This window comes from Bacteroides sp. AM16-24 (genome assembly GCF_003471885.1).
Lineage (GTDB): Bacteria > Bacteroidota > Bacteroidia > Bacteroidales > Bacteroidaceae > Bacteroides.
Genome location: NZ_QRKI01000001.1, coordinates 274,077 through 299,716, shown reverse-complemented (window position 1 = coordinate 299,716; position 25,640 = coordinate 274,077). Strand labels below are relative to the sequence as shown.

The following is a 25,640-nucleotide window of genomic DNA, read 5'->3' as shown; positions in this document are numbered from 1 at the left end:
TTCATTCTATTTTTTTCTCCAAACGTTGTTTCAGAAATCTTTTTAAGTTGTGGTTCCGGTAGACGAAGACCCGTTGCAAATAGTAGTTCCAGAAAAATGCAACCAGCAGGGCAACCGTAATTTTAGACAGGATAAACACATCATAGACGTAGTATCCCAGCAACCCGTTCACCCATTTCATTCCTGCCAGCCATTCCGTCAAAGCAAAAGTACCCCATGTATTGATCAGGATGCTCCCCCCCCAGACTATGAAATACTTCAGCCCCACATGTATCTTCTTGCAGTCTTCCGCCTTAAATACCCATTCATAGTTGATTACACAATTGACAATACCGCCAACCACGGAACCTATAAATGTGGCATACAAATAATATATACCAAATAATTTCACCAAAAGAATAGTTATCAGAAAATCGATTACAGTAGCTATCTGTGCAGAAAGCTGCGCCTTCATAAAAAGCCACACTTCCCTGCGCCAACCTGCAAACCGACTCTGTTCTTCTACTCCATCAACCATCTCGCCACAATTAAAACAATGAAACCATACACTCCTGCCAATACGTCGTCCATCATCACTCCCACTCCACCCGGCAGTTTTTCCATCCGCCGGATACCCAGCGGCTTCAGAATATCAAAGAAGCGGAACAAAACAAATGCTGCCAGTCCATACCAGATATGACCTGCCGGAGCTGCCAGGAGCGTGATCCACACACCTACCATCTCATCCACCACCACGCGCGACGGATCTTCACCCCAGTAGGGTTCCAGACGGTCGGTAGCCCAAATACCGGCTACGGTGAACAGGGATATCAGTGCGACAGTCGTCCACAACAGACAAGTATCTGATATGAGTAAAGAAAGTCCGAACCAGATTAGCGTAGCGAGTAAAGCGCCCGCCGTGCCCGGAGCCAAGGGAGAAAAGCCTGAGCCGAAGCCCGTGCCTATCAGGACAGGGAAGAAGGAAGGTTTCCTCATAGAAAAAGATATAAAAAATGATAAGATGATAAGACGGTAAATGATAAGATAGCTCAATACAATCTCACCATCCTATCATTTTACCATCCTATCATCTTATTTTATGATTAGTCCAGATAGCTCGGTGATTTTTCACCCACCATCGTACGGATTGTTTCTTTCACCATTCTCCATTGAGTGAACAGATCATGAATCGGTTCATGCTCAAAGTCGTGCATCGGGCTCTTGCAGAAGAATGACAGCCAAGTCTGGATTCCAGACATACCTGCACGCAATGCCAGGTCACTGAAAATAACGAGGTCGAGTGCAATAGGAGCTGCAAGGATAGAGTCACGGCACAGGAAGTTTACTTTGATTTCCATCGGGTACCCCATCCATCCGAAGATGTCGATGTTATCCCATGCTTCCTTATTATCTTTACGGGGAGGATAGTAGTTGATACGAACCTTGTGGTAAACATCGCCATAGAGATCGGGGAATTTTTCAGGTTCGAAGATGTTATCGATAACAGACAACTTGCTAACTTCTTTTGTTTTGAAGTTTTCGGGTTGATCGAGCACTTCGCCATCACGGTTACCCAGGATGTTGGTAGAGAACCAACCGCTTACACCCAGCATACGAGTCTTGAACATCGGAGCAAGCACTGTTTTCATCAATGTCTGTCCGCTCTTGAAGTCCTTACCTGAGATGGGCACATTCATCTTCTTAGAGAATTCCCACATGGCCGGAGTATCTACGCACAGGTTAGGAGCACCCATGATGAACGGAGCACCTTCTGCAATTGCAGCATAAGCGTAGCACATACTCGGAGAAACCACTTCCGTGTTATTAGCCTTCATTGCTTCTTCCAAAGCAGCAAGCGACTCATGTTCTTTACACAACGGAACGTAGATTTCAGTACTTGCAGCCCACAGCACGGCAATACGCTCGCAGTTGTTGGCAGCCTTGAAGTTACGGATATCCTCACGCAATTGCTCTACCATTTCCCAACGGGTGGCAGCCTGCTTGATATACGTACCATTCAGACGTTTTGCAAAGTTGTGGTCGAAGGCAGCAGGCATCGGTTTGATAGCTTGCAATTCCTCTTTTACCAGATTTAAGTCTTTTTCTTTCAGGACTTCCGCATACATCGCGGCTTCGTATGCATTATCAGGGAAGATATCCCATCCGCCGAAAACAATGTCGTTCAAGTCTGCCAAAGGCACTACGTCCTTAATCAGCTTTTCGTCGTTGTTCTCCATGCGTATTGTGGCCATCTGTGTAATAGACCCAATAGGTTTTGCCAGTCCCTTACGAGCAGCCAATGTACCCGTTATCATGGTGGTTGAGACCGCGCCACCCACTCCGACTACCAGTACACCCAAACGACCAGTTGCCGGCTTAATGTTTTCTTTCATTGCCATTGTATCTTTTAAAGTTTAAAAAATTGCTCAAATTTAGGCTATTTTGTTCAATTGAGACTCGTCTTTTTATCCGATTTAATGTTCTGTTAGTAAGATTTAAGTTAAAAGGTCATATGCAAACTGATTCTAAGGCCGGATTTATCAATTCCGGGCAGATTTCTGTAAGTTAATCGCCAGACATAATCGAAGCGGAGCACCTTCAAAATATTCTCCACACCGACACCCACTTCCATATAAGGAGTATCCCCCATATAAGAGGTTGTGGCGGGAAAACGAAAAAGATTATTGCTGACCGTCGGGTTATTCTTGTCGCTCAAATTCCCGTACAATCCCCGGAATGAAAGGACTTCACGCCATTTCAACTTTTTCAGCAAAGGCACGCGGTTGAACAGAAAGCCATTTAGATAATAAGTAACGTCCCACGAAGCATATTCATCGTTCATAAACTCCATGGCATTCATCAAGGAGTAAGACTCCGGCTGAATGGTATAGGAGAGGTTGGCGTTCGGAATAATCAGTAACGGAAAAGGTACTTTATTCCAAACTTTTCCGGCTTTCAGGATAACGTCGGTATAGCCGAAGGCCGAAAACCAGAAACGTTTCTGGAAACCTGCCTCTGTATATTGATAGGTATAATCACCACCCAACACTCCTTTTGCAGCCATCGTATGTGAAAGCGAGAAGACCGGCGCATCCAGCGATACTGGGAAGCGGTTCCATTGCGTCTGAAAGAATTTTTCATTCGGCGCATAACGCAATTTTACTTCAAACTCGGCATTCGATATTTTCTTCACGGGCGTTGCCATCTCATCCTGCTTCAGGAAAGGGATAAGATACGAAGACTCATCCTGCCGGAAGCGGGAAGTGAGCTGAAAGGAGAAACCGGAATGGAACTCATTGGTGTAAGTCAGTTCCGCCTTGCGCTGATAGCCTATCCGGTCGTCCTTCTGGCGCTTCAAGCTCAGGAATACGTTGTCCTGACTGGTATAAAGGTAATGCTGCCCGTATTGATTCACATCCGAGGTATATCGTGCTTTCAAAGAATGAATAGGAAATTCGTTGGCATACTCCTTCTTCTTATGGAAAGAATATTCCACTTCCGCCATTCCCTTCATCCGATGGTCTTTGAAACCGTAAGCCATGTATCCTTTATAGAATAGGTGCGGATTGAGCCACGCCGTAGTCATACCTCCCGCACGCAGACGCACACCTTCCAGGGTGTTGCCGCTTATGGTGGTATTCATCATACCTATATAGAACAGGGGTTCCTTCTCTTTAGGTGCGGGTATGTATCCGGTAAACAACACTTTCAAGGTCTTCTCCGTCCAGTAATAGACAGGATACGTGCGAAGCTGCGCCATCATTTTATCAACGGAAGTTTCCTTCTTGCTGACTTCCACCTGACGGTTATCGTCCCAGTAAGCTTCCGTGCGATGCGTCGCTTCGGCCGGCTCAATCACTTTTTCCGGCTTCTTGAAGGCTGAAAGGGCATCCGCAGAAGGTTCATACACATAATTCCTGTAATATACATCCCGTTTGGCATAGATACCGTCACTGTTGTCCACCAGCTTGAATTCGGTAGTGATATGTTCGTCAGCCAACTGGCGCGTACCGTCTGCTCCACGGGTAAAGTTCTGTTCAAGAGACATATAATCCACAAAATTCAGATTGATTTTCTGTGGAAAGTTCATGGTGGCACGACGCACGAAATAGGTACTATCCAAAGTAACGTACAAGTGTCCCGTAAAACCGAAGGATTCGGAATTGAAGGGTACGAATGTCAGGTCCACACAAGGCTGGCCCGCTATCGTAAGCGTGTCCATCAGATAATATTTATAGAATGAAGGGCCCAGGGAAGAGAGCGGACTTACGAACTTATTGGTGAACAGCGTGATGTTGTTCTCATAAATATCAACATCCGTCATCGTCACACTGATGGCTTGCTCCATGCCTTGCTGCGAAAGCATCTCATCCACACCGGCCTGTTTGCGGGCATGTACGCGCTGTTTCTGACTTTTGGGAGATTTGCGGTAATAGTCCGTAGCCAGCAGCTCACGATTGGAGACGGCAAGTACGGGCTTTCCCGTAACGGCGGAAGTATCCACATAGTCCGTCAGGAACTTGAACTTACGATAAAGCCACTTCTGTTGCTTTACGCTGTCAAAGTTGTTGATGGCAAAGGTCATCTTCTCATAACGATCCCGTTGCCAGAAGTCCAACTCCTTGGGCGAATAGTCATCCCGATGCTCTATCATTTGTCGCACAAATTCCACGGCGGGATTATCTTTTTTCTTATATCGCTCCCGTTTGGGCTTTACCAGCACTTCGTTCAGGACATACGTTGCCGGAGAAAGGGCGATGGTAAGACGGATACCTTGTGCCGGATGAATAAGACGGGTGTATTCATTATATCCAATGGCAGAAATAACCAGCACGGCTTGGGGGCGGTAGGTCTTGAAAGAAAACTGTCCTTTGTCGTTGGTCATACCTCCTTCGGTAGTACCTTTCAGATACACAGATGTATAAGGCAGAGGCTCACGGGTTAACGAGTCTGTAACAACACCTTGTACCACATATTGTGCTTGCAGGGGAAAGCTCATCCAGCAAAGGCCGATGAACAATAAAATCCTTAAAAAAGTAAACCTCATACCTATTCATATAATGTTGAAAGATAAATGATAGTTTAGCGGGCTATATAGCCTATTGATATACGGACTATCAGAAATCACGCCGCTAAATTATCATTTATCCTTCTTTTGTGCCCGCAAAGGTACGCAAGAAAACTTTTTCAGAAAGTTCAGTTTTACTGAATAAATGTTCTAAAAAACCACTTTTGCACGAAACACTTCCCATTGCAGGCTGTTGTATATGTCTTAAACGACGCCAAAAGCATCGAAAACCAATTAATAACCTAAACAACTTAATTATGGAATGGATAATAAACCAGCTCAGGGAGCGCCCCGAACTTGCCATATTCCTCACCCTGTTCCTGGGGTTCTGGCTTGGCAAGCTACGCATCGGGAAGTTCAGCTTGGGGACGGTCACAAGCGTACTGCTTGTAGGCGTATTGGTAGGACAGTTGAAGATTGACGTGCCAGGCCCCATCAAATCCGTGTTCTTTCTTCTCTTTCTGTTCGCCGTCGGGTATAAAGTAGGGCCGCAGTTCTTCCGCGGACTGAAAAAAGACGGACTCCCCCAGGTAGGCTTTGCCGTACTGATGTGTGTATCCGTATTGGTAGTGACCTGGCTTCTCGCCCTCGTGATGGGCTACAATCCCGGTGAAGCCGCCGGATTACTGGCAGGTTCGCAAACCATCTCCGCCGTCATCGGAGTAGCCGAAGACACCATGGCAAACATGGGGCTGGACGAAGCGCAACGCCAAAGCTATATCAATATCATCCCCGTATCATACGCTGTGACTTACGTTTTCGGTACGGCAGGTTCAGCCTGGGTGCTCTCCTCCCTCGGCCCCAAACTATTGGGCGGACTAGAGAAAGTGAAAGCCGCCTGCAAAGAACTGGAAGCCAAAATGGGTAGTTCCGAAGCAGACGAACCGGGATTCATGCACGCCGCACGTCCCGTAACCTTCCGCGCCTACAAGATAGAAAACGAATGGTTCAAACAAGGCCGCCGGGTGATAGACCTGGAAATGTACTTCCAGAAAGATGGTAAACGCCTGTTCGTAGAGCGTCTGCGCAAGCAAGGAGTCGTTCGGGATGTAGCCCCGAATACCGTATTGAATATAGGAGACGAAGTCGTTCTCAGCGGACGCCGTGAATTCGTTATCGGCGAAGAGGACTGGATAGGCGAAGAAGTACAGGACGCGCAGTTACTCGATTTCCCGGCAGAAACGTTACCTGTCACGGTCACAAAGAAAACGTTCGCCGGAAAGACTGTGGCGAATATCCGCCGGCATAAATTCATGCATGGCGTCAGCATCCGCAGCATCAAGCGTGCGGGAATTGAAATACCCGTACTGGCACAGACCAAATTGGATGCTGGCGACGTCATCGAAGTAGTAGGCACCAAGCAGGAAGTGGAAAGTGCCGCTGTACAAATAGGATATGTGGACCGGCCTACCCACCAAACGGATATGATATTCGTTGGATTAGGTATTCTGATAGGTGGTTTGTTCGGTGCATTATCCATCCACATCGGTGGTGTTCCCATCAGTCTGAGTACGAGTGGAGGTGCATTGATAGCCGGATTATTCTTCGGTTGGCTGCGCAGCAAGCATCCTACGTTCGGACGTATCCCCGAACCTTCCCTGTGGGTACTGAATAATGTAGGGCTGAATATGTTCATCGCTGTAGTGGGAATAGCCGCCGGACCGAGTTTCGTACAAGGTTTCCGGGATGTCGGACTCAGTTTGTTCATTGTAGGTGCCATAGCCACTACCCTGCCGTTGATTATCGGTCTGCTACTGGGTAAATACGTCTTCAAATTCCACCCTGCAATAACACTGGGATGCTGTGCCGGAGCACGTACAACGACCGCCGCACTGGGAGCGATACAAGATGCAATAGAAAGCGAAACGCCTGCGCTGGGCTATACCGTAACGTATGCTGTAGGCAACACCTTATTAATAATATGGGGTGTCGTCATCGTACTGCTGATTTAACCGGGAAGTACATGCATACAACTAATATACAGGGTCAAGAAACTAATCTCCGGGATTTAAGAAACTAATTCCGGAGATGCATATTTTTATTCTTACAACAAATATAGTAAGAAAGAAATATATCTATTATAAGATAACTGTTGTAAGAAACAATAACAGTTATAGTACGAATAATTTTATATATCTCTGAGATTAGTTTCTTAAATCCCGGAGATTAGTTTGTCACACCAAAGAAATAATATGATAACAATTAAAACTTAACGATATGGATACCAAGAATTTTGAAAAGAAAATGGAGACCATCAGCCCATTCGAGCTGAAGAATCAATTGATTGATATGGCCGATGAAAGCCTGAAGAAAACTGCCCGCACGATGCTGAATGCCGGACGCGGTAACCCTAACTGGATTGCTACCACCCCTCGCGAAGCCTTCTTCCTCCTGGGACAGTTCGGACTGGAAGAATGTCGCCGCGTCATGAACCTTCCCGAAGGCATCGCCGGCATTCCCGAAAAGTCCGGCATCGCCTCGCGCTTTGAAGCCTTCCTCAAAAAGAACAACACCGCCCACGGTGTCAAGCTCCTGGAGCAAACCTATAACTACCTGTTAATGCAACATGCCGCCGATCCCGACTCCCTGGTGCATGAATGGGCAGAAGCCGTCATCGGTGACCAGTACCCTGTGCCCGACCGCATCCTGCATTTCACCGAAATACTGGTGCAAGATTATCTGTCGCAAGAAATGTGCGATAACCGCCCTCCACGCGGCACATTCGACCTCTTTGCCACCGAAGGCGGAACCGCCGCCATGTGTTACCTCTTCGACTCCCTTCAGGAAAACTTCCTGCTGGACAAAGGTGACGGCATCGCCCTTATGGTGCCCGCCTTCACTCCTTATATCGAAATTCCGCAACTGAGCCGCTACCAGTTCAACATGATAGAGCTGCATGCCGACCGCATGACGGACGACGGGTTCCACCTTTGGCAATACAATGACAAGGACATCGACCGCCTGAAAGATCCCGCCATCAAAGCGCTCTTCGTCACTAATCCCAGCAATCCGCCCAGTTACGCCCTCAGTCCGGAAACGATGGCACGAATTGTCGATATTGTGAAGAATGATAACCCCAACCTGATGGTTATCACGGATGATGTATACGGCACATTCAGCCCGCACTTCCGCTCATTCATGGCCGAACTGCCGCACAATACGCTTTGTGTCTATTCCTTCTCCAAATATTTCGGAGCTACCGGTTGGCGTGATGCCGTCATCGCCCTGCACGAAGACAACATCTACGACAAGCAAATCGCCCGCCTGCCGGAAGATAAACGCAACGCGCTGAACCGCCGTTACTCAAGTCTGACCCTGCAACCCGAAAAAATGAAGTTCATCGACCGCATGGTAGCCGACAGCCGACAGGTTGCACTGAACCATACCGCCGGCCTGTCATTGCCCCAACAGATGCAAATGAGTTTATTCGCTTCCTTCGCCTTGCTGGATAAGGAAAACAAATATAAACTGAAGATGATGGAAATCATTGAGAAGCGTCTGCACGCCTTGTGGGATAATACGGGATTCACATTGATTAAAGACCCGCTCCGCGTAGGGTATTATACGGAGATCGACATGCTGGTATGGGCAAAGAAGTTCTATGGAGATGGCTTTGTAGAATATCTAAAACGCACCTACAGCCCGTTGAACGTTGTATTCCGCCTGGCGAAAGAAACATCTCTCGTACTACTGAACGGCGGTGGTTTCGATGGTCCGGAATGGAGCATACGCGCCTCACTTGCCAACCTGAACGAAAAGGACTATGTGGTCATCGGCCAGGGCATCAAGCGGATTCTTGACGAATACGCGAAAAGTTACAAGCTATAAGCTACAAGCTACGAGCTACAAGTGGGCTGCGCTATAATGCCGCAAGGTACTTGTAGCTCGTAACTCGTAGCCCAGTCACTTCTTCCCTATGGGAAGATTATGCGGAAGCGTGTCAACCCATCACTGTACGTGCGTAAAGAGAACGTACACCCATGACGGGTAAGCACCTCGCGAATAAACACCAGACCGATTCCCTGCCCGTTCGGTTTGGTGGAAAAGAAGGGACTGAAGAGCTTTGCTTCAGTCTCTTTTGTTATACCGGGGCCATTATCTACCACTTCAATCGTGGTAGGAGCGATTGTACGGACTACAACCCTACCCTGCTGGATCGTTCCTTCGGGCGCATGTTCGATACTTTCCGCAGCATTCTTGATAATATTCACCAATACCTGTTCCAGCAATGCCGCATCAAAGCGTACCGGTTCCAGCTTCGGATCACATTCCAGCCAGAGAAGAATATTCCGGTCGTTGCACATACCCTCCATAAAGCGTTTACACATGGAGGCCAATTCATTCAGTTTGCCTGTAGCCAAGGTGGGCTCAGGAATTTTCACGACATCGGCAAAACGGGTGATAAAGCGGCTCATGGAGAAACAACGTTCTGTACAAATGCGCATCACATCGCAGATATCCTCCATATCCTCTTCGGTGGAAAGGGCTTGTTCCACAGTATCAAGGGTAGATGTAATACCCGCCGTCGTATTGTTCACTTCGTGCGCAATCATACGGATCACCTTCTCATACGCTTTCTTTTCAGCACGCATCACCTCGTCCGTCATCTTCTCTATCAGATAGAAAGGATGATGAAAACCTCTGTCGATAAAGGAGGAATGGGTACATTTATAGATATTCGAGTCATTCAGACGCACTACTGCCGTCTGATCTTTTGAGATATTCGCCAGTTCTTCAGCCAAAGGAGAGTCTATATTCTCTATTTTCTTTCCCATAATCTCTTCCAGACGTACTCCCATCATCTTCAATCCCATCGGATTAAGCTGGGATATTTCACCGTTCAGTGTGGTTATGACAACTCCCATCGGTGAAGCCTGGATAAGCAAGTCCAGGAAATGGTTTTGTTCACGCAGACGCAAACGTTCGTTCTTCAATTGCTCCATCATACGGTTGAATACATTTACAATGCGGTCCGCCTCGTATTGCCCAACTTTGCTGAGCCTGCTGCTGAAGTCCTGTTCGCGCAGTAATTCCATACCGCTGCCGATAATATTCATCGGCTTCACGATCTTACGGTAAAAGACAACCAGAAACACCAGGATACACGCAATGATCCCCTCTACAATGTAAAGATGCAATAGCTGCATCCCCTTCGCCAAGTAGAGAAGAGCACCACCTAACCCCAGGAGGAAGAGGACAAGTATGGAGAAATAGAACTTTATTCTCACGATAGTAGCGATTAGGAGTTAATGATTAAATCACTTTTCATTAACCGTTATATTAAACTTTTCCAGTCGGCGATAAAGCGCGGCACGACTGATGCCGAGCGTCATAGCTACCTGACTGAGATTTCCCTTATGGCGATCGAGTGCCTGCAAAATAGTCTGACGCTCTATTTCATCCAGCGTCATACCTGCCAGAGACGACGAGTCCGAGGCCTTCACCGGTTCATCATGACGCAGATATTGTGCATCGAAATCCGAAGCATCCAGTGTCGGCTTTCCGCTGACGAGGATCGTGCGCTCTACCAGATTCTTCAATTCACGGATATTTCCCGGATAAGGCAAACGGGAAAGGAAGTTCAGGGCATCTGCCGAAAATTCAGTACGAGGCAGTCCGTTGATCTCTGCCTGGCGGTCGGCAAAGTGGCGTGCCAGCAAAGGAATATCTTCACGGCGTTCGCGAAGGGATGGCAACTTAACGGTTATCAGGTTGATACGATAAAACAAATCTTCGCGGAAGGTGCGTTCCGATACCATCTTGCGGAGGTCGGCATTAGTAGCCGAAACCACACGTATATCCGTCTTGCGGGGACGACTGTCACCCAGCACTTCAAACGTCTGATCCTGCAATACACGGAGCAGTTTCACCTGGCAGGAAGGATCGAGGTCACCGATTTCATCCAGAAAGATAGTACCTTTGTTGGCAAGTTCAAAACGTCCTACACGATCTGTTGTCGCATCCGTAAAAGCACCTTTCTTATGACCGAACATTTCGCTTTCAAAAAGGCTCTGCGAGATACCGCCCAGGTTGACCTTTACAAACGGCTGTTTCACCCGCTGGCTGTTGATGTGGATGGCTTCGGCAATCAACTCCTTACCCGTTCCACTCTCACCGGTAATCAGTACCGAGGCATTGGTACGCGCAATGCGTGCCACCGTATTCAGCACTTCCATCAATCCCTGAGATTTTCCGATGATATGGCTGCGGTTCAGTGTCTCACTCTGCTCTTCCTGTACATCTTTCGAAGCAACAGCAGTCAGTTCAAGAGCTGTCTCGATGCGTTGCAGCAAAGCGGCATTGTTCCATGGCTTCGTGATAAAGTCGAACGCACCGGCCTGCATACCTTGCACGGCAAGCTGTATACTTCCCCAAGCCGTCATCAGGATAACAGGTACATCGGGACGGAATATTTTCACTTGCTTCAGCAAAGTCAATCCTTCTTCTCCCGTTGTGGAAAGGGTGAAGTTCATGTCCATCAAAATGAGGGAGGGTGCCTCGGCACGTACCACATCCATTGCTTCGCGCGGCCCGGGAACAGTCTGCGCTTCATATCCTGCACGTTTCAGCATAAAACTGAGGGAAGAACGTACGGCACTATCATCGTCGATTATCAGTATCATAAGATTTCGTTGTTTTATGGTTTGCAAAAATAAACGATTTCACACAGAAAGCACAGAATAACACTATTTTTTTCAATAACAAGCAAAAAACGGTTATGAGTTATAAGTTATTATTCATAACTCAAGCTCAGTCTCTTACAATTTCTTCAAAGTCCGCCTCCAGTTCACAATTCCGTTCAAAATCCCAAAGTGTCAGACTGCGGATCTGATAGAAATAGTACCAATAATAATAGAGTTCGGAAATATGTTTCTGTCTTGCTTCATCTTTTGATTTCTGTGCGTCATTCAGGTCCAGCGTACTGATTTGTCCTATCATAAAGGTTTCCACACTGGTTTTATAACGTTTCTCGGCAATGCCGTCAGCTTCCTGTGCAATACCCAACTGTTGTGCCTGGTTATTGAAGTTCGCTACGAGTAGGAAGATATCCTGATTGAAGTCCATCTGTTCTTGTCGGATTCTGGAAAGCACCACTTCACGGTTACTCTTTGCCACACGTACTTTTCCTCGGCGTTTTCCCCAGTCCAAGATAGGAACTTTCACACCTACCTGCACAATCTGGTTATCAAGCAGATCTTTGTAAGCGGAAGTAAAATCACGATTCTGCCCCGTATACCCCACGCTGGCAAACAAGTCTATGCTGCGCAGATTTCCACGGGCCGTAGCCACTTCATAATCTGCTTCCAACTGGCGGCGACGGATATTCTGTGCAAACGAATTCCGATCCAAAGCCTTGTTCAATACAAGATTATATTCCATCTTCATATCCGGTGCCGAGCTCGGCAATATCGGATTCAGATTCTCGTCCTCCGACAAACCGAGGAAGGAACGCAACTGGAACATCTTCGCATTCAGGTTACTCTCTGCTTCCGTCACGTCCGCCTTGCCCTGCAAAGCATTTAACTTCAACTGTAACAGGTCATTTTCTGAAATCTGCCCCATCTTGCGCTTTGCCATCGCCACTTCATAGAGGCGGTCGGCATTCACTTTATTCTGGTGAGCAGTTTTCAGATTTTCTTTAGCCAGCAGCAGATTGAAGAAATAAGTGATTGTCTTCATCGTCACCTGTTCCGTAGCCGTGATAAAAGCAGCTTTTGCTTCTGCATATCTCACCGGTTCGATACGGCGGTTCCACTTCAAGTTATTCACTCCAAAGATAGGTTGCGTCAATTCCAGGCTGACGGGGACGGACATAAATTGTTTATCTCCTCCGGAACCCAATTGCTTAATGTATTCAAGAGAAGAGGCAAGTGACAGTCTACCACCCGTAAACCATAAGTTCTGGTCTATGGAGAGCGTTCCGGAAAGTCCCAAGGTATTGTTACGCACGAATGAGTAGGAGCCATCCGAGTTTTGATATCTACTGTAAGATTTATTGTAATTAGGTAAAGTACCGTTCAGATTCACTTCCGGTAACAGGTCGGCACGGAAAGTACGATATTCCCAGTATGAAGTTTTCAATTCATTCAGTGCTACGGCGGCATCCACTGACTGGGTACGTGCCAAAGCTATCGCTTCATTTAAAGTGATGAGACGTTCACGTTCGTTTGTCAATGTATCGTTCTGTGCAAAAGCGGCGAACGGAAATAGCATCCAAGCTGCGAGTAAAATATTCCTTTTCATGTTTATCTAAAAATTGTTATAAACAGAAAAGCAAAGAGTGTGCCAAAGCAGCAGGATGCTTCTGGACAGGGGTGGGTGTTCATTTTCGGACAGTGGGGATGTCCATTTCTGAACGGTGAGAGAAATATGAAGTATTAAGTATAAGCTACGCTGTGACTCTGCATAGCTATACTTAATACTTAATATTTAGATTAAAGCACTCCCTTCGAACTCGGCAATTCAAAGTGATAGATATCCCTCTTCACCGCCATCTTTATAGCGCGGGCCAGCGCTTTGAAAATGCCTTCTATCTTATGGTGCTCGTTCTGGCCTTCCGCTTTTACATTCAGATTCATCTTGGCAGCATCGCTCAGGGATTTGAAGAAATGCAGGAACATTTCTGTCGGCATTGCACCAATCTTTTCACGAATGAACTCTGCATCCCATACCAGCCAGGGACGTCCGCCGAAGTCCAGGCAAACCTGGCAAAGGCAGTCATCCATCGTCAGGGCATAACCATAGCGCTCAATGCCACGCTTGTTTCCCAATGCCTGATAGATGCAATCGCCTAATGCAATCGCAGTGTCCTCTATGGTATGATGCTCATCCACTTCCAGATCGCCTTTCACATGGATCGTCAGGTCCAGACCGCCATGCTTTCCTATTTGCTCCAGCATGTGGTCGAAGAAACCCAGTCCGGTATGGATGTCGCAGGCACCGTTACCATCCAGATTCAGAGACACGAAAATATCCGTTTCCTTTGTTGTGCGGCGTACTTCCGCTTTCCGTTCTCCGGCAAAAAGAAATTCGGCAATTTTATCCCAATCTTTCGTGACAAGGGCACATACCTCTTCCAGACCTTCACAGGCAGCAGGTCCACCTTCGGATTTCGCTTTCAGTGATGTAGTATCGTCCTGCAAATAAATAGCCCGGCAGCCCAAGTTCTTAGCCAGTTCCACATCCGTCGGACGGTCACCGATAACAAAGCTTCCAGCAAGATCATACTCCGGATTATTCAGATACTTCGTCAACATCCCTGTGCGCGGCTTCCGGGTAGGTGCCATATCTTCCGGCATGCTACGGTCGATGAAGATTTCATCAAACGTAATCCCTTCACCTTCCAGCGTCTTCATCATCAGGTTATGCGCAGGCCAGAAAGTTTCTTCCGGGAAAGATGCCGTGCCCAACCCATCCTGATTGGTCACCATCGCAAATTCGAAATCCAATTTGCTACGGATGAAGCCCAGGTTACGCATCACTTTGGGATAAAACTCCAACTTTTCCAGCGAATCCAACTGGTAATCTACGGGCGGTTCAATCACCAAAGTCCCGTCACGGTCTATAAATAATACTTTTTTACTCATAGCTTTTCAACGCTTCTATCAGTTTATCATTCTCCATTCTCGTGCCTACCGTCACACGCAGGCAGTTGCCACAAAGTGATATTGAATTACGGTTGCGGACGATGATCCCCTCTCCTACCAGATAATTATAGATTTTCACCGCATCCGTCACCCGTGCCAGGAAGAAATTGGCATCAGACGGAAAGACTTCCACCGTCAACGGCAGTTCGGAAAAACGTTTCTCCAAATCCTCGCGTTCCTCTTTCAGCCTCTTCACCCAACGCTCTATCTCATAGTACTTATGCAACATCTCTATTGCCTGTTTCTGAGTCAGTTGGTTCACATTGTAAGGGTACTTTATCTTGCTCAGGATACCGATGATTTCCGTAGAAGCGAACGCCATTCCCAGGCGGATAGCCGCACAGCCCCATGCTTTAGAGAAAGTCTGGAACACAACAAGATTCGGATATTTATCTAAATCCAGCAAGAACGACGGAGATTCAGAAAAGTCGCTGTACGCCTCATCCAGTATCACCAGCCCTTCAAACTCACGCAGCAACTTCTCTATCTCACTGCGCAACAAATCGTTTCCGGTCGGATTATTAGGCGAACACAGGAAAATCAGCTTCGTCCGTTCATCCGCAGCTGCCAGCAACTTATCTGCCGAGAACTGGAAATGCTCGTCGAGCAGGACTTTGCGATACTCCACATTATTCACATCAGCACATACCTGATACATGCCGTAAGTAGGATCGATAGCCACCACATTGTCCACTCCCGGCTCACAGAAAGCACGGAAGACAAGATCAATAGCCTCGTCGCTACCATTGCCCAGGAAAATATGATCGGGAGACACCTTCTTTATTTTGGAAAGTTCCGTTTTCAGCTCCCACTGCATCGGGTCAGGATAGCGATTGTGCGGCAGGTTGTACGGGTTCTCGTTTGCATCGAGAAACACCGATGCCGTTACACCTTTATATTCATCACGTGCCGAAGAATAAGGTTTCAGCTTCCAGATATTCGGACGGGTCAGTTCTTGCAATGTTTTCATGATCTATAATATGATAAAGTATTGAACACTATTTACGCGAATTACACAAATTTCATCTTTACCCTTATTCGTGTAATTCATGTAATTTGTATTCTATATTGTTTTTAATCTCACTGTTACCGCATTTTTGTGCGCATCCAGATGTTCGTTCGCCGCCATCTCTTCAATAGCAGGACCGATATTCCTCATACCTTCCGGACGGATTTCCTGAAACGTTATCTTGCGGATAAAGCTGTCCAGGCTCACACCGCTATAAGCTTTCGCATATCCGTTCGTCGGCAAGGTATGATTCGTTCCCGAAGCATAGTCTCCCGCACTTTCCGGTGAGAGTGATCCCAAGAAGACGGAACCCGCATTCACCACACGTTCTGCCACCTGCATATAATCCGCAGTTTCCACAATCAGGTGTTCGGGCGCATATTCGTTCGTCAGTTCGATGGCCTCTTCCATATCCTTCACCACAATAAGCTTACTGTTGGCAAGAGATTTCTCCGCAATTTCCTTACGGGGCAGAAGTTCCAACTGACGTTCTACTTCCTCTTTCACAGCCTGTTGCAAAGCCTCCGAAGTGGTAATCAGCATTGCCTGACTGTCCACACCGTGTTCAGCCTGGCTTAGCAGATCCGCAGCTACAAATACCGGATTCGCCGTTTCATCCGACAGCACTTCCACTTCCGACGGACCCGCAGGCATATCAATCGCTACATCACGCAGACTGACCAACTGTTTCGCTGCCGTCACATACTGGTTTCCCGGACCGAATATCTTGTAAACCTTCGGCACGCTTTCCGTTCCATAAGCCATCGAAGCAATAGCCTGTACGCCACCTGCCTTGAATATCCGGCTCACCCCCGCCACCTGTGCGGCAAAAAGAATAGCAGGATGCACCCTTCCTTCCTTATCCGGCGGCGTACAAAGCACAATCTCCTTGCAACCCGCAATTTTCGCAGGCACAGCCAGCATCAGCACCGTAGAGAACAGAGGAGCCGTTCCTCCGGGAATATACAATCCCACCTTTTCAATAGCCACCGCCTTTTGCCAGCACGTCACGCCCGGCATGGTTTCCACCTTCTTGCCCTCAAAGCGCTGTGCAGCGTGAAAAGTCTCTATATTCTGTTTAGCCAGACGGATAGCCGCCTTCAGCTTTTCATCCACCAGTGTCTCCGCTTCTTTCAGTTCCGCCTCCGTCACCGCCAGTGATGTCAGCTCCGCCTTATCAAACTTCGCCTCCATCTCCAGCACCGCACGGTCACCGTCCGACTTCACGCGGTCTATAATCCCCCGCACTGTATCGAACAGATTCTCAGTATTCATCACCGGACGTTTCAGTATCTCCGCCCATTGTGATCTATCCGGATTATTAATTAATTTCATACCCTATTCCATTTTTTATATTCATTCTACACCATCACCCCGAATGGTTCCCGGCCTCACTGTAGGAGCGTCAAACGCAGGTAATATTTTCAGCGTCAAGAAGGGCAGGCTGTTTGAGCGTAGCGAGTTCCTGCCCTTTAGCTGAAAATACTACCGGAGTAGCTCCGGAAGTGCAGCCTTGAGTTTTTCTTTTGATATCTTTTCTTTTGTCTCAAGACAAAAGAAAAGTACATCACAATATCATTTTCTCAATCGGCAGCACCAAAATCCCCTCTGCCCCCAGCGACTTCAACTTTCCGATAATCTCCCAGAAGCACTTTTCATCCAGCACCGTATGTACCGAACACCAGCCCTCCTGTGCCAACGGCATCACCGTCGGGCTCTTCATACCCGGAAGCACCTGGATAATCTCTTCCAAACGTTCCTTCGGTGCATTCATCAGCACATACTTCTTATCTTCCGCTGTCTTCACAGCATTCATACGGAAAAGCAACTCTTTCAGGATCTCCTTTTTCTCGTCACACAGATTCCGGTTACCAATCAACAGCGCCTCCGATTTCATCACCACTTCCACTTCTTTCAACCGGTTGCTCACCAGCGTAGAACCCGAACTAACAATATCAAAAATCGCATCCGCCAGCCCGATGCCCGGTGCCACCTCTACCGAACCTGTAATCACGTGTATCTCCGCATTCACATTCTGCGTTTTCAAGAATGTGCTGAGGATGCCCGGATACGACGTCGCAATCTTTCGCCCTTCAAACCACTGCACACCCGGATATTCAACATCCTTCGGAATAGCCAGTGACAAACGGCACTTACTGAATCCGAGACGCTTTACAATCTCCGCATTTTCATTCTTCTCCACATATTCATTCTCGCCTACGATACCTATATCCGCCACGCCTGTTGCCACTGACTGCGGAATATCATCATCACGCAAAAATAGTACCTCTACAGGAAAATTAGACGATTGCACCAGCAATGAACGTTTCACCGCATTCAATTTGATATCCGACTCTCCCAGAAATGACATCGTCTCATCATAAAGACGACCTTTAGCTTGTACTGCAATTCTTAATAACATAACTTTATTTATAATTTTACGATTCTACGATTTACAAAAACTAAACTAGACTTGACTAATTTCTCCAAAACAAAAAACGAGGCTTGCCACTATCCGGCAAGCCTCGTCATTTATATGTTTATTCATTATGCACATACAACCATACGCCTACCGATTATTCGTCAGGTAATGATGATGGTGATGATGTGCAACAATATTTTTCATACAATTCTTTTGTTTTGATGCGACAAAAGTAAACTATCCGTTTGAAACTTCCAAAGATTTATCACAAAAAGTTTCGTTTTCCTATCATTTTCTTAGTTTCATCAATCAAATCAGCGGCAAAATTTCCTCCTTCTCCACATCGCAGTGATGAAAGTGCATTTCCTGCTCCGCCTTCTCCTTCGGGAAAGTGAAGTAAGTGCATACCGCCTCCGAGCACACCTCTCCCGCCTCATTATAAAGTTTCGCGTCGATAATCACGATATTTCGCTTCTGCTCGCGTATGGAAGCCCGCAACACTACATGTGAGTCTGTAGTCGACACCGGTTTACGAAAACGAGTTTCCATCTTCGAAGTCACCCCGCTTGTCTGCAACTTACGCACTACCACCCATCCGCAAATTTCATCCAGCAGCACCGACTGAATGCCACCATGCAACGTATTCAGCCAACCCTGATACTCAGGACGCGGCTTCCAGATGCTCACCACCTCGTAGCCATCCTCATAAAACTCCATTTTCACACCAGACTCATTATTGGGAGCACAACCGAAACAATTGTATCCTTCCAAATCTTTCCACGGGTTAATAATCTTCTTCATACAATTTCGTTTTTATTTTTAATGGGTACGCGGACGACGCGAATAAAGCGGACGAACGCGGATTAATTATAATATGTATATTCACGCTCTTCGTACACCACAGGCACATCGTCTATATACTTGATTCTGATTTTCCAGTTCCCCTGATCGTCATTATGGAATTTATAGACATATTTCACTTCTTCGGTTTGCCCTTCCGGACACTCTGTTCCGGAAATCAGTTCCCCTTTGGTATTGTATCGGTACGTATGCTGGCTTTGAGGTGTACCATCCGGTGAAAAATATTCCTCGAACACTACACGCCCCTGAAAATTATAGCCTCTCCGGACAGAGCCAACCGGATCAGCTCCTTCGGGTTGCAACAACACTTTCCGCTCTATTTGTTGCCCATAGGAATCATATATATAACGGAATTCACTACATTTTGTTCCATTCGTCAAGTAACCGACTTCCTGTACCATATTACCTTCTATGTCGTAGCGAAATATATCCCGTTGCATAATTTCACCCTTATCATCCAGTATCGAACAATGTCTGAGACGCCCCTCTTTGTCATATCCATAATTCTTGTTTACCGTCAGTACCCCCGCCGGTGTATAATGGCTTTCTTTCGACAAATTCCCATTTTCATCATATTCATACTGAATCTTTTCCCGGCATACTCCCGCTTCTGTGAACCGTTCTTCTTTCATTTTCCGTCCGTTTTCACCAAACTCGTAAACGAAGAACTGTCCTTTCTTCTCTCCCTTATCCACCGCCTGCGGACCTTTGGCGATAGCAACGTACGACCTTTGCTGTACCTTCTTCACTTTACCGCGCACGGGTATTTTCTCCCAGTCATTTCCACCGTCTGCATACTCTATATCTCTACGGATAATGAAATTCGGTTCTCCATACTCATTGCAACCTTCAAAACGCTCTGTCCAGTTACCCGCTTCATCTATCTTCCGAATCGGATTCTTCTGATTATCCTCTTTTACCACCCGCATCTTCCCGAACCGTAGTGCGCCCATTCTTTTCAGAGTCAGTGTATCCCAACTTTCAACCCGGTATTCTCCCACACGTTCCATATTCCCATCCGGACCATCTATCAGGATTACTTTCTCCGGCATTCCCTCCGCATTGTACAGCACTTGTCTGCCCCATGACCTATTTTTCACATAGTCTTTGGAGTACTTTTTCAACACCTTTCCCGCTTCATCGTACAGTGCAGAAACAATCTGAAGCGTATCTTCCTGCCCGTTCATAGAGACAATGCTATTCAAACGCCCCTTTTCATCATACGTATAATTCCAGCAATCGCTGACTCCCCTGTCCGCAGTCGCATAAATCTCGCGCGACACCTGTCCGGCAGAGTTATACACATACACCAGCTTGCCATGCGGACTGCCATCCGGCTTCAGCCTGTTCTCTACCATCGTACGGCCTTTGCTGTCATACTTCACGAATGTGATATAATCCACCACCTTACCGGTCACCCACGTAGTATCCTTCAGTAGCGGCTCATACACCACCGTACGTATGTTTTTAATCCCCGGCTGATCCTGAGCGCGAAGTACAGCCGAACCGGCTGCCAGCAGAAGAAGCAAACCCAATATTTTACATCTCTCAGAAATAAATCGGTATCTCATATTCAAAAGTGTTTTTCAATATGTTGCCACAAATGTAACAATACTTCGGCACGCACAAAAAAAGACGGGGAGTTTTTTACTCACCCGCCTCCGCTTTTAGTTCAAAACAAGAATAATGGACTAATTTCTACAATCCTATTCAATTTCTTCATTCCGAGCATTCCAAACTAACAGTGCCAACAATACTGATAATACCGCCGCACCAATCCAAAACCAATTGATATACGTAAAATCATAAACATCCGCCCCATTCACTACCGTTTTGTTTCCTTCTATCAACACACCGCTCATCACATCTTGCAATCCGGCACCTATGTAACTGGCAATCCCCACTACTCCCAGTGCCGCACCTGAAGCATTACGCGGAGCAATGTCAACCGCCATCAGTCCACCCAGGAAACACAATAACACACCAATACTTGTCCCAAATAAAATCATAGCCGTCACATCTACCCAAGTATGTGTACCAGGAACGAGTAAAAACAGACACAAAGCAGCTACATTCATCAATCCGAAAATCAGTGCAGGCACATTACGACGCCCTCCGAACAGCTTATCTGATATGAATCCGGAAAAGACTGTACCAACAATGCCGCAAACCGAATTGATAGAAATAATAAAGCTGGCATCCAAAGTAGTATATCCCTTCTCCGCCTCCAGATAAAACACTCCCCAACTATTCACTGCATAACGACTGATGTACATAAAAGCACTGGATAAAGCCAATATCCAGATAGCAGGCATCAGCAAAACCTGCTTTTGCGCTTTATTATAATCAGCAGCTTCCGCAGCATTCATTTCTTTTTTCTCTTTCGGCCGATTCAGCGCCGGAAGTCCTTCACTCTGTGGAGTATCATGAAGGAAACGCCATATAATCAATGCTCCGATAAGCCCCACGAGACCTGCGCCCAGAAAACCATACCTCCATCCCAGCACACTAACCACAGAAGCAACGATGATGAAAGTCAAAGCCTCTCCTATGTTATGACTGGCAGACCAAAATCCATAGAAAGATCCACGCTCTTTATCACTAAACCAACGGGAAAGCCCCACTACACACGAAGCAGCTCCCATAGACTGGAACCAACCACTAATCCCCCAAAGAATGGCAAACAAGATAAATGAATTGGTAAATCCCAAACACAGATTAACCAATGCAGTAACCAATAAACCGGTAGTCATGAAACGGTTTATATTACTACGATCAGCGAGAAATCCATTTGCAAATTTTCCGATTGCATAAGTAAAGAAAAGTACAGAACCAATAATTCCTAATTCAGTTTCCGAAAAAATTCCCTCATCCACAATAGGCTTCTTCATTACATTCAGGCTCAACCGACAGACATAATACAAACCATACCCAAAGGTTGCAGCCAGAAAAGTAGACCATTGCAAACGCTTCAACCGTTTCTTCTGTTCGGACAAAGACTCTCCGTTACAAGGTCTCGGCATTGAGACCCTGTAAAAATTAATAATATATTTCAGCATATTCTTGTGAGGTTAATCGTGAAGCTTCTTTGCTTTCAGATATTCCAGTAATAGTGCAGGACGATCTGTCTGAATCAGTTTAGCTCCTTGTCCAATGATCCATCCCCAACTCTCCCCCGGTTGTTTCAACTCTACAGCAAGATCATCATCATGACCACCACAAAGTTCCGGCCACAAACTATTTATAAAAATCTTAGCACCACTATCACGTACTTTCTTTATCAGTCTCTGCACCTCCGGACCGTCATTATCAAATACCAATTCAAAAGCCTGGGGTTTCATGTGTTCTAAATAACCGTCAACAACCGCTTCTGCACCTTCCTTGTGTAAATCGATCACAGGCATGAAAATCATCTTATCCAATACTTCACCATTCTCAGCTTTCACCTGACCATAAGGCAACCCGGCTTTCATTATACACTGATGCACAGTACCTGTTTTTTCAAGAATAGCGTATGCCTCTTTAAAATAATCATACCCTTTATCCACATTCACCATGATTTTATCTTTACACAACTTCATCACTTCTTCAAAAGTAGGTATCAAGTGACGAGTTTTATGCCCGGCCCCATTTCTCATACGAAACTGACGCAACTCTTCCAACGTATAATCTTCCGGTTTACCTTTCCCCGTAGTAGTACGGTCAATAGTTTTATCATGCATCAAGATAAGATGCCCATCTTTAGTACGCTTCAAATCAATTTCAACCATATCCACTCCCATATCAATGCAATTTTGAATGGCTTGCAATGAGTTTTCCGGAGCATTACGCCAATCTGCACGGTGCGAAACCACCAGAATTGATTTTTCAGCAGGTTCATTAAATGCTGTATGAATCCGTTCAGCAGGATTTTGCCCCCATAAAGCAACTGTACACAGCAATAAGAGGCAACTCAATAAAAATAGATTCCTTCTCATAAATTTTATTGTTTATTTTATACATTCAAATAGATCCGATTCATAGATGACATGGCTTTCGGATATAGGAACCGCATCATCAAAAACATAGATACGATATTTGTTACCTCCCGGATATACACGTACCATTATATGTCCCTGATGGGATACCATTCTGTCAACCAGATCACCGATAACAATTTTAGTAGCCGGATGCATATTCGTGGAAAATATCTTTCTCTCTTCCGGATAAATTTCTTTAGAGAACAGACGATACAACACCGTATGATTAGGATGCAGAGCATCCCAAGTAGACATTATGACATTCTGAGGTGATAAATTCCGGAGGAAATTTTCATTAGTCCCGTCCTCATTGCCATGATGATTTAAAACCGCTACTTCTACCTTACCTACCACATCCGAAACCGGAGTCTCAATATCATGCCACTTAGGACGTCCCGGACGAGGAAAACCAGGAATATCCCCTCCTGTGTAATAATCAAATGCACCATAACTCAACTTTATCACACAGCTATACATATTTTCTCTGGGCATTTCACTTTTTAAATAGTTGCCCTTACCAGAAAATAATGAGGTAACTCCTCCATCTCCATCCCAAATCTTACCATTAGCATATACATTACGCACACCAAATGAATAATATTTTTCCGGTTCATTGCGTAACACAAATTGCTTGCACGATCCCACATTAAAGGTTTCACGTATAGTACAGTCAGAGATTGATTTTACAAAATTACGATAGTTCATATAGCAAGAATCTTTATCGGAAGGAGGCATAAAGTCATCCCCTCTGTCCACGATTACTTTAGCAGGAAAATTCCGATATACCTCGGAAATCCCAGTCAGATAATACCTGCCTTTATCCTCTTTCTTATGCAACCAAGTACCTATATGGTCTGAATGATAATGCGTCAAAAGATAATAATCAATGTTCTCTTTGTCTTTAGGTATAAAATAGCGGATATAATCTGCGATCCACTCACCAGCTTTCTTGGTATCATCAGGTTTTGCAGCCACGACTCTCGCTCCAACTCTATTATTCTCTCCGGCATCAATCAACAGAGTAGTTCCATCCGGCAAAATACAAAATGTACAATCCCCTCGTCCTGTATTTACATGATGGATATCCATATATCCCTCTTTCCATCGAGGCAACTCCTGTGAGAAAGCACAGTCAGCCACCAAGGCAAACAACAATCCCCAAATATATTTCATGTTTCATAGTTTTAGAAGGATACCTGAAAGTATTGCCTCTCAGGCATCCTCACTCAATAAATACTCAGATTAGTTATATCCCGGATTTTGAGGGAACGTTTCCGGATTGTCAATCAAATCAACCTCTGTTTTCGGAATCGGATATAAATAGTCATTCTTTGTTATTGTGAAACCAACCTTTGACATAGCTTCTATCGCCGTATCTGTACGGATCAAATCAAACCAACGATGCAGTTCGAACGGGAATTCCAAACGGCGTTCTTCCAATACAGCCTTGCGGAAAGCACTCTGGTCTTTCAAATCCGTCACTTTATATTCCACTGCATTTGCACGCTTACGAATCAAATTCAAGTAACTCAGTGCCTTACTTGATTCAGAGTTTTCATAAGCTACTTCATTATGAGCCTCAGCACACATCAGCAATACATCCGCCCATCTCAATAATGGTAAGTCAAATCCAACCTTTGCCGTAGTAGCGTCAAACGTATCATAATACTTAGCTATTACATTATTGTTAGCATCCACCTTTTTATATTCGATCATGGCTTTACGATCGTCCGTATTTCCATAAGATGCTAAGAGTTTGCTATCAATAACCGACTTATCCTTAAAGTAATCGTTGTATCCATGTCCTTCTCCAAGAACTGACTTTGAATATCGTACAGCAAACAGAATTTCTTTATTCATCTCCTGATTTACATCAAAAACATCAGCAACAGTGTTCTGCAAACCATATTTAGATGAATAATCTTTGACTATGTTATCCAGCAAAGTCGCTGCTGCCGACCACTTTTGTTGTGTCAGATAAGCTTTTGCCAATAATGCCTTTGCAGCTACGGAAGTAGCTCTTCCCAGATTGTCATCATCATAAGCAGAAGTAAGCATACCGGATGCAGCCTCCAAGTCCTCTTCTATAGCTCTATAAACATCCGCCACAGAACTACGTCCATACCCCTTGGCTTCAATAGCCGTCACCGGTTTCAGGATCAGAGGTGCAGCTCCCCAAAGACGAACAATATTGAAATATGCTAAAGCCCGTAAAAACAGAGCTTCCCCTTCATACTGCTTTTTCAGCACAGCATCTGTTACCACATCTATACTTGCAAGTACATTGTTACATCTGTATATCTGGTTATACAATTCTTTCCATGCATAGCGAACGACATTATTTCCGGAGGTAGCAGTAAAGTTATCAATGAAATAGAACATACCGGCTGCTCCACCGGGATTAATATCTTCCACATTATCAGACCTTAGCTCCATGAGGGAAATAAAATATTCGCCATATTGATAGGTTCCCTGCAAGGAACCATAACAAGCGGACAATGCAGAATTTATATCAGAAGTATTTTTATAGTAATTGACTGAAGAAGCCTCAGATATAGGTGTCAAGTCCAGAAAATCACTACAGCCGGTAAGCAACAGAGATGCAAAAGCTACGATATAATATTTTATTTTCATA

At 45.7% G+C, this 25,640-nt stretch carries 19 protein-coding genes; 2 read left to right on the top strand and 17 right to left on the bottom strand.

Annotated features, from left to right (window positions below):
* Position 1 precedes the first annotated feature (1 nt).
* From DW182_RS01145 to DW182_RS01130, 4 genes are all read right to left on the bottom strand, one after another.
* Complete coding sequence (locus DW182_RS01145) at positions 2–517, bottom strand: GtrA family protein (RefSeq protein ID WP_007214503.1); 516 nt, start codon at positions 515–517, stop codon at positions 2–4.
* Positions 502–975: a phosphatidylglycerophosphatase A gene (locus tag DW182_RS01140; RefSeq protein WP_044155257.1), complete on the bottom strand. Its 474-nt coding sequence runs from the start codon at positions 973–975 to the stop codon at positions 502–504. Before DW182_RS01140 ends, DW182_RS01145 begins: the two co-directional genes overlap by 16 nt.
* A gap of 107 nt (positions 976–1,082) precedes the next feature.
* Positions 1,083–2,372: an inositol-3-phosphate synthase gene (locus DW182_RS01135; RefSeq protein ID WP_044155258.1), complete on the bottom strand. Its 1,290-nt coding sequence runs from the start codon at positions 2,370–2,372 to the stop codon at positions 1,083–1,085.
* 107 nt (positions 2,373–2,479) lie between these two features.
* Entirely contained in the window at positions 2,480–5,026 is a 2,547-nt protein-coding gene (locus DW182_RS01130; RefSeq protein WP_118294380.1) for a DUF5686 and carboxypeptidase-like regulatory domain-containing protein, read from the bottom strand.
* 278 nt (positions 5,027–5,304) lie between these two features.
* Here DW182_RS01130 and aspT point away from each other — a divergent pair, with 278 nt between their 5' ends.
* Positions 5,305–6,999 carry an aspartate-alanine antiporter gene (aspT, locus tag DW182_RS01125; RefSeq protein ID WP_118294379.1) on the top strand — a complete coding sequence of 565 codons (1,695 nt, stop codon included), beginning with the start codon at positions 5,305–5,307 and terminating at the stop codon, positions 6,997–6,999.
* A gap of 265 nt (positions 7,000–7,264) precedes the next feature.
* Positions 7,265–8,875: an aspartate 4-decarboxylase gene (gene aspD / locus DW182_RS01120; protein WP_118294378.1), complete on the top strand. Its 1,611-nt coding sequence runs from the start codon at positions 7,265–7,267 to the stop codon at positions 8,873–8,875.
* Positions 8,876–8,961: 86 nt separating this feature from the next.
* Here the strand turns inward: aspD and DW182_RS01115 are convergent, their stop codons facing one another.
* The 13 genes from DW182_RS01115 to DW182_RS01055 form a co-directional block, all read right to left on the bottom strand.
* Positions 8,962–10,275, bottom strand: a complete 1,314-nt coding sequence (locus DW182_RS01115; protein ID WP_118294377.1) for a PAS domain-containing sensor histidine kinase — start codon at positions 10,273–10,275, stop codon at positions 8,962–8,964.
* Between the two features lie 30 nt (positions 10,276–10,305).
* Positions 10,306–11,670, bottom strand: coding sequence for a sigma-54 dependent transcriptional regulator (locus DW182_RS01110; protein ID WP_118294376.1), 1,365 nt, complete (start codon positions 11,668–11,670; stop codon positions 10,306–10,308).
* Between the two features lie 127 nt (positions 11,671–11,797).
* Positions 11,798–13,291 (bottom strand): TolC family protein, encoded by a 1,494-nt coding sequence (locus DW182_RS01105; protein ID WP_044534330.1) that lies wholly within the window; start codon positions 13,289–13,291, stop codon positions 11,798–11,800.
* 191 nt (positions 13,292–13,482) lie between these two features.
* Complete coding sequence (gene hisB, locus DW182_RS01100; protein ID WP_118294375.1) at positions 13,483–14,634, bottom strand: bifunctional histidinol-phosphatase/imidazoleglycerol-phosphate dehydratase HisB; 1,152 nt, start codon at positions 14,632–14,634, stop codon at positions 13,483–13,485.
* Positions 14,627–15,664 (bottom strand): histidinol-phosphate transaminase, encoded by a 1,038-nt coding sequence (hisC, locus tag DW182_RS01095; protein WP_115501652.1) that lies wholly within the window; start codon positions 15,662–15,664, stop codon positions 14,627–14,629. Before hisC ends, hisB begins: the two co-directional genes overlap by 8 nt.
* A 93-nt stretch (positions 15,665–15,757) precedes the next feature.
* On the bottom strand, positions 15,758–17,038 hold the full coding sequence (gene hisD, locus DW182_RS01090; RefSeq protein ID WP_118294374.1) for a histidinol dehydrogenase: 1,281 nt from the start codon (positions 17,036–17,038) through the stop codon (positions 15,758–15,760).
* A gap of 232 nt (positions 17,039–17,270) precedes the next feature.
* Positions 17,271–18,125: an ATP phosphoribosyltransferase gene (hisG, locus tag DW182_RS01085; protein WP_007664068.1), complete on the bottom strand. Its 855-nt coding sequence runs from the start codon at positions 18,123–18,125 to the stop codon at positions 17,271–17,273.
* Positions 18,126–18,434: 309 nt separating this feature from the next.
* Positions 18,435–18,926 carry a PaaI family thioesterase gene (locus DW182_RS01080; protein ID WP_118294373.1) on the bottom strand — a complete coding sequence of 164 codons (492 nt, stop codon included), beginning with the start codon at positions 18,924–18,926 and terminating at the stop codon, positions 18,435–18,437.
* A 62-nt stretch (positions 18,927–18,988) separates the two neighbouring features.
* Positions 18,989–20,557 (bottom strand): hypothetical protein, encoded by a 1,569-nt coding sequence (locus DW182_RS01075; protein WP_118294372.1) that lies wholly within the window; start codon positions 20,555–20,557, stop codon positions 18,989–18,991.
* A 135-nt stretch (positions 20,558–20,692) separates the two neighbouring features.
* Positions 20,693–22,045 (bottom strand): MFS transporter, encoded by a 1,353-nt coding sequence (locus DW182_RS01070; protein ID WP_118294371.1) that lies wholly within the window; start codon positions 22,043–22,045, stop codon positions 20,693–20,695.
* A gap of 12 nt (positions 22,046–22,057) precedes the next feature.
* The gene (locus DW182_RS01065; protein ID WP_118294370.1) at positions 22,058–22,963 is read right to left on the bottom strand and encodes a glycerophosphodiester phosphodiesterase family protein; all 906 of its coding nucleotides are present in this window, start codon (positions 22,961–22,963) and stop codon (positions 22,058–22,060) included.
* A gap of 12 nt (positions 22,964–22,975) precedes the next feature.
* The gene (locus DW182_RS01060; RefSeq protein ID WP_118294369.1) at positions 22,976–24,178 is read right to left on the bottom strand and encodes a ComEC/Rec2 family competence protein; all 1,203 of its coding nucleotides are present in this window, start codon (positions 24,176–24,178) and stop codon (positions 22,976–22,978) included.
* Between the two features lie 69 nt (positions 24,179–24,247).
* Positions 24,248–25,639 carry a RagB/SusD family nutrient uptake outer membrane protein gene (locus DW182_RS01055; RefSeq protein WP_118294368.1) on the bottom strand — a complete coding sequence of 464 codons (1,392 nt, stop codon included), beginning with the start codon at positions 25,637–25,639 and terminating at the stop codon, positions 24,248–24,250.
* Between the last annotated feature and the right edge of the window lies 1 nt (position 25,640).

Excerpts from the sequence above, each read along its gene's own strand:
- DW182_RS01145 (WP_007214503.1), bottom strand. The coding sequence starts at position 517 with ATGGTTGATGGAGTAGAAGAACAGAGTCGGTTTGCAGGTTGGCGCAGG.
- DW182_RS01140 (WP_044155257.1), bottom strand. The coding sequence starts at position 975 with ATGAGGAAACCTTCCTTCTTCCCTGTCCTGATAGGCACGGGCTTCGGC.
- DW182_RS01135 (WP_044155258.1), bottom strand. The coding sequence starts at position 2,372 with ATGAAAGAAAACATTAAGCCGGCAACTGGTCGTTTGGGTGTACTGGTA.
- DW182_RS01130 (WP_118294380.1), bottom strand. The coding sequence starts at position 5,026 with ATGAGGTTTACTTTTTTAAGGATTTTATTGTTCATCGGCCTTTGCTGG.
- aspT (WP_118294379.1), top strand. The coding sequence starts at position 5,305 with ATGGAATGGATAATAAACCAGCTCAGGGAGCGCCCCGAACTTGCCATA.
- aspD (WP_118294378.1), top strand. The coding sequence starts at position 7,265 with ATGGATACCAAGAATTTTGAAAAGAAAATGGAGACCATCAGCCCATTC.
- DW182_RS01110 (WP_118294376.1), bottom strand. The coding sequence starts at position 11,670 with ATGATACTGATAATCGACGATGATAGTGCCGTACGTTCTTCCCTCAGT.
- DW182_RS01105 (WP_044534330.1), bottom strand. The coding sequence starts at position 13,291 with ATGAAAAGGAATATTTTACTCGCAGCTTGGATGCTATTTCCGTTCGCC.
- hisB (WP_118294375.1), bottom strand. The coding sequence starts at position 14,634 with ATGAGTAAAAAAGTATTATTTATAGACCGTGACGGGACTTTGGTGATT.
- hisC (WP_115501652.1), bottom strand. The coding sequence starts at position 15,664 with ATGAAAACATTGCAAGAACTGACCCGTCCGAATATCTGGAAGCTGAAA.
- hisD (WP_118294374.1), bottom strand. The coding sequence starts at position 17,038 with ATGAAATTAATTAATAATCCGGATAGATCACAATGGGCGGAGATACTG.
- hisG (WP_007664068.1), bottom strand. The coding sequence starts at position 18,125 with ATGTTATTAAGAATTGCAGTACAAGCTAAAGGTCGTCTTTATGATGAG.
- DW182_RS01080 (WP_118294373.1), bottom strand. The coding sequence starts at position 18,926 with ATGAAGAAGATTATTAACCCGTGGAAAGATTTGGAAGGATACAATTGT.
- DW182_RS01075 (WP_118294372.1), bottom strand. The coding sequence starts at position 20,557 with ATGAGATACCGATTTATTTCTGAGAGATGTAAAATATTGGGTTTGCTT.
- DW182_RS01070 (WP_118294371.1), bottom strand. The coding sequence starts at position 22,045 with ATGCTGAAATATATTATTAATTTTTACAGGGTCTCAATGCCGAGACCT.
- DW182_RS01065 (WP_118294370.1), bottom strand. The coding sequence starts at position 22,963 with ATGAGAAGGAATCTATTTTTATTGAGTTGCCTCTTATTGCTGTGTACA.
- DW182_RS01060 (WP_118294369.1), bottom strand. The coding sequence starts at position 24,178 with ATGAAATATATTTGGGGATTGTTGTTTGCCTTGGTGGCTGACTGTGCT.
- DW182_RS01055 (WP_118294368.1), bottom strand. The coding sequence starts at position 25,639 with ATGAAAATAAAATATTATATCGTAGCTTTTGCATCTCTGTTGCTTACC.